The 6,977-nt window shown below is 38.7% G+C and carries 6 protein-coding genes; 2 read left to right on the top strand and 4 right to left on the bottom strand.

The genetic code is table 11. The features are described from left to right. The 3 genes from A3757_RS16065 to A3757_RS16055 all read right to left on the bottom strand — a co-directional run. On the bottom strand, positions 1-1,064 hold a 1,064-nt coding region (locus A3757_RS16065; RefSeq protein WP_156506358.1), incomplete at its 3' end, for an AAA family ATPase. 36 nt (positions 1,065-1,100) lie between these two features. Then, complete coding sequence (locus tag A3757_RS16060; protein ID WP_068739921.1) at positions 1,101-3,098, bottom strand: hypothetical protein; 1,998 nt, start codon at positions 3,096-3,098, stop codon at positions 1,101-1,103. 158 nt (positions 3,099-3,256) lie between these two features. After that, complete coding sequence (locus A3757_RS16055) at positions 3,257-3,709, bottom strand: hypothetical protein (RefSeq protein ID WP_068739919.1); 453 nt, start codon at positions 3,707-3,709, stop codon at positions 3,257-3,259. Between the two features lie 275 nt (positions 3,710-3,984). Between A3757_RS16055 and A3757_RS16050 the strand changes: the two genes are divergently transcribed. Together A3757_RS16050 and A3757_RS16045 are read left to right on the top strand one after the other, a co-directional pair. Next, positions 3,985-5,019, top strand: coding sequence for a phage regulatory CII family protein (locus A3757_RS16050; protein WP_068739917.1), 1,035 nt, complete (start codon positions 3,985-3,987; stop codon positions 5,017-5,019). 233 nt (positions 5,020-5,252) lie between these two features. Next, a complete protein-coding gene (locus tag A3757_RS16045) occupies positions 5,253-6,191 on the top strand; it encodes a hypothetical protein (protein ID WP_156506357.1) in 939 nt (312 codons plus the stop codon). A 102-nt stretch (positions 6,192-6,293) separates the two neighbouring features. Here A3757_RS16045 and A3757_RS26905 read toward each other — a convergent pair. Beyond that, the coding region (locus A3757_RS26905; protein ID WP_197470076.1) for a hypothetical protein at positions 6,294-6,977 on the bottom strand (684 nt) is incomplete at its 5' end.

Raw genomic sequence — 6,977 nt, 5'->3', positions numbered from 1 at the left:
AGACCTCTGTCTAAGATTGCCAACAAAGATTGAATGATTTGCGGATGTGCCTTTTCAATTTCATCAAAAAGAATGACTGTTTTGGGGTAGCAATAAACTTGAGTAGTGAGTTCGCCCATAGATGGGTCAGCGTAAAATTGCCCCACACCCAACAGCGATGCAACAGCCTTTTCATCGGTATATTGTTGCATATCAAAGCGCAAGAAATTGAAGGGCTCACCTTCAACGTTTTCCAATTGCTCAGCAAAAGTTTCAGCAAGAAGCGTTTTTCCAGTTCCCGGCTCCCCCATTAATGTAAATATTGCTCTTGGCCCTTTGTTTACATTTAGCCTTGCTTGAGCATATCCATCACATAAGCTCTCCAATGCTTTGTCTTGTCCAGAAATGAATGACTTTAAATGGCTATTGAGACGTTTCGCCCTATCTCTATAAACCAAGTAATCACATGCTTTGTGGTTCTGTGTCACCCAATCTATACAAAAGTCAGATTGTTCACCGAATACCGTAAAGTAACCATTCAATAAACCCGAAAGATCACCCTCCATAATGCTTTTTTCTGCAGGCTTGAGCATTTTCTTCCATGCTTCAACGAGCGTATGATTCTTCGCCTGATAACCAAACCAGTCTAGATGGTCTTGCCCTCCAGGTGGTTTAAGCGTGACACTCTCAAGCAACAGTTTTCTCTGCGCTGCGATAGCGGAACCCTCATGCAAGAGAAAGGAGGGTCGACCATAGTAGAGACTAACGCCTCTCTGGATGATGGGTACTTGAAGCATGGCCAGCAAAAAACCAAGACCCGGATCTTCCAGGCCACAAACATCTATAAACTTAAGCTCATGAACGAGTTGTTTAAAAACTCTCATTCTTTCCTGCTCGGAAAGAGACTTGAGTTCCTTATTTATTTCGGCAGAAACAACAGGAATTAACTTTGATATATCAGATATCGAACTGTTAGTTTCGTTTGCATGCTCAAGATTTTCGATTTTTCTAGTGACATCTTCACCCTGTTTAATGTTCTGTCCATTCTCAGAAACGAGTGATGATAAATCTTCTTTTCTACTCATAAAGTCTTCACAACAAAAATGGTCTGGTTAATAAATTCACAAGGTATCGATAAACCTCTCAGCACGAGCACAAGCACTCTCTAGGTTTAGACCTAAAGGAGTCAAAACGTTATTTGGGCCAGCCTCTTCTTTGCTCATCACATCGCGGATGCTCTGAAGCTCTTCTATTTTTTTGTGAGCTTTATCTATTTTTTCGGTAACACTTCGAATACTTGACTTGGAAGAGGTGACTTCAAATTTTGCTTTTGAAACTTTAGACTTTAGCGCAATCATTGATTTCCTAATGCTTCCTTCTTTTTTTAACGCGTTCATCCATTCCTCTTCTTGTCTAAATTGATTCAAGCTATATCTATGCTCCTGCACTTGATCAAAAAGCATCTGTTTAGAATCCATTTCTTGTTGTAAATCTTCATAACTTTTTTCGTCAATATCCAGTGACGCTCGATGTTCCTTAACAAAAGCTTCGTACTTATCGATCATTTCTCTCTGATGATCAATTTGCCTATCAATTTGCTCTACTGAACCAATGCCATAGTCTTTATAACGTTGTGCTTGATTGATTCTTTCATTGTGTTGAGAAGCGGCCTCTTTAGATTTCGCTAAAATTTTTTCGCAGTGCTTTAACAACGGAACAATTTGAATATTCACGCGTTCCTTTATCTGATTTTTATGCTCTCCTGGGTCGAGCTTCATAAGCAGGCTATGGGAGTGCTGTAACTGAGTATCAAATCGAGCTAGCCATTTTTCATAAACACCTGCATAGCTCATATCGCCAGGATAAGGCAGGTACTTGATATTATTAATAGCAGAATCGAACGAATCGAAGGCTTTAAATACCGCCACTTCATACTCAAACGAAGCGTCATTAGGAATGCCATTTGCCGAACCCAACAGCCAATTTACGATGACTTTACTATCTAGTTCGATGGCTAAAGAGAGAGGCGAATAATAATAGCTTTGGTCGCGAATACTAAAATCTACACCTTGCTTTTGAAGCCATTCCACACTGGCTAGATTTCCACTTAGTACGGCCATGTGAGCTAAAGTCATATCAATCTCAGTCACTTCGGTCCCCAACCGGAAACGAGCGTTATGCGCTCTATAACAACTATCCTTTGCTACCAAATATTGCCCACAAGAATGAACACCACTCTTGCTTATAATGCTGGATGGAGCAATCGTTTTCTTCGATGGGCCATCGAGATTTCGTCCATGTTCAGCTTCCCAGCTTAGTGCTGGGGCGATACCTGGTAATTGTACGTCGCCAAGAAAAACTAGCGCTTCTATTAAGGTCCAGTCAGAAAAGAAAAATGGCTGCATTGAGGGGGTAGATAGTTTGGTCCACAGTCGGGTGCTTAGCGGAAAGTAATTGGCGCTGAGGTTAAGGTCAAAGCCGTAGTTTTTGTATATGGGCAGCAGCGTATCTAGAACTTCAGGATCACTATATCTTGAAATTAAACTAAAATATCCGGACTCATTTAACGTTAAGCCATACTGTTTGACGATAGTTTCCGGGTCAGAATTAAGCGCTTCTTTTATATCCAACGCAGTATTGTGTGTTTTAGTGACATCTATTTCTATTCTTTTACTGCTTTGCTCAATTCTTTGAGTACGCTCGTCAATGACTCTGACACCCCTATTTATATCATCGAGTTCATTCATTACTGCATCAAAAACGCGTTGAAAATCTTTTACACTTTCAATATTTGCAGCAAGCACGCCACCCTCTGGTTTGTTATTCTGAGACCAGTAATATGACCCAAACATTAGAATGGCAAGAATTGTTGTGGCTGCAATCCCAAGGCCCGGCCAGTCATCACCAAACTTCCTCTTGAGCCAAGCATCTTTATCAACAAGATGAAACCCTTCTATGAGCAACAAAGAAATGATAGCTGCTATCGCGATATAGTGCCCAAACTCGGCATATTGAATGAAGAAGTCTTGAACAACGCTTGTCAAGGTCGCTAGAGTACCAAAGAAGGCCGTCACCTTCGGGTGTTTGGTGTAATAACTAAATGCAGATACTAGGCTCATTCTCTCAACCGGATTAAAACGCTATGAACTTCACTCACGAAAATAAGTTGAACAAATGCTTCAACACACAAATCTTGTGTCCTCATTTTCTAGAATGATGTGTCTTCTTGGTGAATATATATTTGTGCATCGAGTCAATAATCAAAGACGCGGCAAAGCTAGTTCAATATATTCAGTGCTTTCGTCAGTTCTTTGAGAAGTAGCTTTTCTTGTTCGACCACTCTATCGTCAAACTTATCTGTTGAAGCACACGCTGCGGCAATATCAATGCAATAGCTCAATATGGAATCGCCTTTATCTTGTGCCTTACCAGTCTCTTTAAGCCAATCTATAGTGAGCTCTCTTATTTCACTAAGTAAGCCCTCAGAAGGTCGTACGTGTAGAAAACGGTTCAAAAACTCTCTCGTATCTTCTTTGGAGACAACGGTAACACCCTCGACAAGACTATTTAATTGAGCGACGTGCTTTTCTGTTATCTCATGAATAATAGATACTTCTTTACTCTGATTTCTTCCGTCAGCCCACATCACTTCGATAAGTGGCACCAGTTCGAGAAGGTAAGTATGCTGAGGCTTGAGGTCGTATCTTTCTATGAGGTGTTGTATCTTCAATTGTTTACCTTAGTTTAATTCTTGATTTATGCCGTTACCAAAAGTCTAGTCTGAGCATTGCTTTTAGCAAGGCACTCCTCATGACTCATCGTTTAATCGTTTTCTTTGCTAGATAGCGATTAAGAATTTAGTTCAATATATTTTTTATTTCATCGTGAACAAAAAAGCTTTTTCACAATAAGTCTGGGTTCTTAGATAAGCCCTTGAATAAACTGTTTTTTATACTTTAATTTTTCTAACGGTATTTTTCTTGATTTTAAAGTAGGAAACAACGAATGAGTTTTGGGTGGGAGCAATTTGAAGATTGGTATAGGGATTTTCGCTACGATATTCAGAATGCTGTTAACGAACTTGAGATAATCGACGAAAACAATAAAAAGCGTAAAAAAGGTGCTGCACTGCGATTCCTGATGCATGGGATTCTAAGCTCAGAAATAAGCGCTGGCACTTTGTCTAATAAGTTGACGCCTACCTCTGAAACTCATGATCTCAGTCTTTCAGAGGGCTGGCATATCATCAATATTTCAAACGATGTGAAAGCTTTGATGACTCTCTGCAGACATAAGAGCATTCTTTTGACGCCTCGAGTCAACAAATTGAATGTATCTGAAGAAGCACTCATACCAGTCTTCACCAATATGCGGCAGGAATTATCTGAAACACAAGACTTAATTCGTCGGTCAATTGAAGAAAAGAGTAGTGACAAAGGTGCGGTTTCCTTACCCACAAAGAATGCGCTAAAGCGTGAAGTTTATGAGGACTTCTGCGCAGCCATTGCAATGCTTGCTCACCTAGAAGCTATGATGATTGAGCACCAGAATTCAGATGAAGAAATTGATAACGATGCAAGATTTCAGCAACTGGCGATGAATATAAGCCAATGGTCTGAGAACTTAAAGAAGGACCCAATTCAATTTGAAGACTTTCTTGAGGTTACTGGTCTTCGTCGTGCAGACATGAATCGATTTGGTGACACCTCTAAGCAAGGTATACCAGCAATTTCACTCAAGCTTTTTCTTCGAACTATTGAGGCCGACAAATCTAACACCTTAGTTGAAGCGTTATGCCGTTCCTTGGATTTTCGCGTATTTCCTTTAGAGCCTAAAGGGGTGGATATAAGCTCCAAAAGTATTATTGACCATTTTGTAGAACTGGAAGGCCGTCAAGCGGATACACTTACAAAACTAAATCATGCCCTCAAAGATAAGCAGATTACTCAAGACGAGCTCAACGAGATTGCAGAAGAGCTAAGAGAAGAGTATGGAGCAGAACTGGCTTTGCTAAACATGCTTACCGAAATAGATGCTTAGTTAGAATGTGAAGTTTTTCGTTTTCTCATGATGAAATACCAACGCGTTGTAACTACTCTGAACAAAGTTGAACGGTCACATCGTTCCTTATTCAGAAATAACTTACATGTTGTACCACTAAAAAATCCCAATACCTTCGTGTGAACCTAAAGATTAATTAAAAGGAGAAATCATTGAGCAGCAGAAACTATTTGGGCCCTTATGCCTCGAAACTGAAGAAGGAACAAGAGGCTATGACATGGGCTATTCATAATATGAAGAAAACCGGAGAAAAATATTGGATAGATGACCGTTCGCGAGCCTATACATTATCAGATTTAATGGAGATTAGAGATAGGATTGATCAACGTATAAAAGGTTCACAAAGGTACTTTGAAAAAGTTGACAAAAAAGAATGGAAATACACACACGAGATTTTCATCGAGAAATTAGCTGAACAAGAATATGAGTACAGAATCCCAAACGATACTGAGAGATGTTTGACTAATGCGCTAAGGGACGTGAACGCCCTATCCAAAGGCTCTTCAAATAGCAAAAATCTACCCACTAGTATCTATGCTTATTTAAATGAAGCGCTAAACCTGTATAAAGTATCTAAGCTTCAGTGGATCCAACACCGTTTTTTTGAACTTGCTGCAACGATTGGATTTTTGAGTGGAAAAGACGCAATCCCTATTCCTGATTCACTAGAACCAAGCACAGAAAAAGTCTATCTCGACCGTTATGAGAAAATTCAAGAAGAATCAATAAAAGAAAAGCTACTTTATTTGAATGTTCGACCTGATGAGTTGGAGTATCTTAATGGGCAAGCTAGGCGATGTGGCATAGACGTTGCTCGAAGAATTGCTAGTAATGAAGCCGATAGGAATTCAACTAAAAAAAGACAATCGCATGTAACCCAAAAACCAACGCTGACTAGAAAGAAGCCAGTTAAATTTAATCTAGGATTTAAGCTAGACCAAGAGCTTAAACCTAGGAAAGAAAAAAAAGGGCCTAAATTTAAGCTAGGTTTCAAACTAGGCGATGAAACCAAAGAGCCAAAAGTTATGCAGCCAGATAAGCTTAGGAATGAAAAAATTGAATCCAAAGATAGCACTACAACTAATAGCAATAAAATCGAAAAGAAGGAAGCTAAATACAAATTACCAATTAATAAGCACCTCGACGAATGATAACACCATGCAAGATTTAAAGGGCTTTTGATAAGGATTAAGGGGGTTCACATCTATACCAAGGAAACTGCCGCTCCGCATCGCCATATGATCTGTAATAGCTCAGGCTTGATCAACATAACCCAAATCATATATAGACAAAATATTAGAAAGAAATTCTCCAAGTGGATATATAAGGCTCTCTATGTAATTCAACCATACATATAAGCTTGATTTTAAGATACTTGTATTGCTAAGTTCACCTATAAAAATGTTACTCCCATTTATTAAATTACCTATAAAAGGTATCGTAAAAAATATGGCAAATAGGGTTATACTAGAATGGTTTGCATATCGAATCGGTACTAAATTTCTAGTAAATAACATAAAATTCAAAATCAAAAATAAGGATGATAAAAACAGAGATAATGGAGGTATTAACATGGATTTTGTTATTCTAGATTGATTTTCGATTCCTGCATTCAATTCATCTAGTTCACTCTTCACAATTGAGCGCAAACTTTCTTCATTCTTTGCAAAAAAGCTTTTGAAGTTGTCTTTTGCGGTTATCTGAATATCAAACTCTTCCAAATATTCATTCTTTATAATTTTCCTTAAATTATTTTTATCCATAAATTCTTCTCTAGATAAAATAAGAGGAAGACTAAGCCCCGCCTGTTCTTTTATTTTCTTTCTATAATCTGCCTCTAATTTAGTTTTGTGCTCTCGCGCCACGGCTTTTACAAACGTAGCTTTATCCTTATATATCCACTCTTTAGGTAGTATTAATCGAACACCTGATCTTTT

This window comes from Oleiphilus sp. HI0117 (assembly GCF_001635235.1).
Note: the sequence above shows the minus strand (reverse complement) of the source record. Positions and strands in the feature narration are given on the sequence as shown.